Below are 1,860 nucleotides of genomic sequence, written 5' to 3' on the forward strand. Positions count from 1 at the left end.
GAAGAGGTCACGTAGATAGTCCAGGGCGATCGTGTTGAGGCGTTCCGCCTCGTCGAGGATGACCAACTCCACGTACTCCCAGGGCAGAGTGCGCGTCGTCTTGCCCGTATTCTGATCGATGCACACGTTGATGCGGCCTAGTAGCTCGTCGAGCTGATGCCGAAGCGTGCCGAAATTAGCTCGAACATCCGGGGTAAAGAAGAGGACGCGAGACTTGGCGAGTATTGCGTATACCTTCTTGTCCGTATCATCGCGAGGTCCCCAGCGAGTGAGGAGCGGCTCTACTGTTTGCCAGTGAGCGTAGCGTCTGGCCGACTGCGTTTTGCCCACGCCGGCAGGACCGTAGCAAAGGCCGATAAACCGCTCCTTACGAACGGCATTGGCAAATTCCAGGAACCGTCGGTGCTCTTTGGTGACGATGAAGGGCTCCGCACGGCGAGGCGCTTTACTTGTTCTCATACAAGGTCCTCCCGGTAGGTGCGTAGTTTCGGCTTTTGAGGTTCGGTAGCCGTGGGCTTAGGGGCAGGCGTCATCGCTGCGGTAGTGTGCGGTGCGAGGAACTCTGCAACCGGTGTAACGCGTTCCCTGATTTGCCCGCGAAGTGCACGACGATGATTCGAGCGCGCGGCCTGAATGTCTTTCAACGTAATTGCCTGACCACAATGCTCGGGACTGACCGCGGCAGAGAAAGCGGTTCCGGTGAAAGACACGGATTTCAGCAACATCGCGCGGGTCGTAGCGAATTGTGACGGCCTCTTTCACGTACGCGGCCAGGGTGGGGTCCATGTATCGGATTCCCTGAAAGTGGATGCCGTCACGGTGAATCGTGCGGGCTTTTGCGACCGAAATCAGCAGCAGGTCCAGATCTTCAAGGCTGTTCGGCGTGCGAGGCAGCCAGCTGTCACCAGACCACGCGGTTTGGGGCGGAAGCCGAATCTCGCGATGGGTTCGGGCGTTGTAGGTACCGACCAAGAAGGTGCCGAGCGCGCGGTCCAGTTCCGCCAGGGACAGCGTGGGTTCAGTTGCCGGCTTGCCGTGCATGAGGTAGCCGGGTAGCTCTGGCAGCAACTCGGTATTGAGAGTTCCGAATAGACGCTCGATCTTGCCTCGCCCTTGAGGACGGGCGATGGTCGAGTAGACCAGCTCGAAATGCAGGTCCACAGCTACCTGCTCAAGGTGTTTGCTTGTAAAGTCGCTGCCGTAGTCAACGTAGAGCACGTCTGGGATACCGTACACAGCCCAGAGCGGATCGGCCTTTCTCCAGATCGCTTGACCAAGCGCAAGCGATGTCTGGAAAGCGGACGGTGCATCTACAAAGACCGAATATCCGGCCAGAGCGCGAGAGTGGTCGTCGATAACCGTGGTCAGCCAAGGTCTCACTGGCTTGCCGCTCGCGTCCCGAATGAGCAGGTCGAGCTGCGTGTGACCGGCCTGCCAGACTGCATTTGGACGACTGGCACGATGGCGATGTACCAATTCAAACTTGTCGCGGAAGCTAGCAGGACCTTCATGGGCCAGCGTGATCATCCCCGGATCAAGCCTGGAGATGACGGCATAGACAGTGCTGTACGAAGGCGAAGGCCATTGCCGCTCTTTGTAAAATGTGAGCACACGCCGAAAGACAGAGGCGGCGGAAGGTCGTGGCATCTTGAGGAACAGTCCTTCGATCAGTTCCACCGCTTCACCTGGCAGCCTGCGGCCTCCTCGATCCTCACGGGTCCGCCGCACGAGCCCAGTCAAACCATCAGCGCGATACTGAGCGAGCCATCGCTCAATAGTTCGCAAACCAACGCCTGCTGCTTGCGCCGTTCTTGTAAGCGGAACACCCTGCTCCGTGTGTGAGCGGAGTATACGAAAGCG

The 1,860-nt window shown here is 58.8% G+C and carries 2 protein-coding genes and 1 pseudogene; all 3 read right to left on the reverse strand.

Annotated elements, in window-relative coordinates; genetic code table 11:
- On the reverse strand, positions 1-459 hold a 459-nt coding region (locus tag GRAN_RS25280; RefSeq protein ID WP_150133280.1), incomplete at its 3' end, for an AAA family ATPase.
- 57 nt (positions 460-516) lie between these two features.
- Positions 517-1,677: a Mu transposase C-terminal domain-containing protein gene (locus GRAN_RS25285; protein WP_241655148.1), complete on the reverse strand. Its 1,161-nt coding sequence runs from the start codon at positions 1,675-1,677 to the stop codon at positions 517-519.
- Between the two features lie 63 nt (positions 1,678-1,740).
- Positions 1,741-1,851 (reverse strand): annotated as a pseudogene (locus GRAN_RS27285) (leucine zipper domain-containing protein); the annotation flags it as partial.
- Between the last annotated feature and the right edge of the window lie 9 nt (positions 1,852-1,860).

This window comes from Granulicella sibirica (assembly GCF_004115155.1).
GTDB lineage: Bacteria > Acidobacteriota > Terriglobia > Terriglobales > Acidobacteriaceae > Edaphobacter > Edaphobacter sibiricus.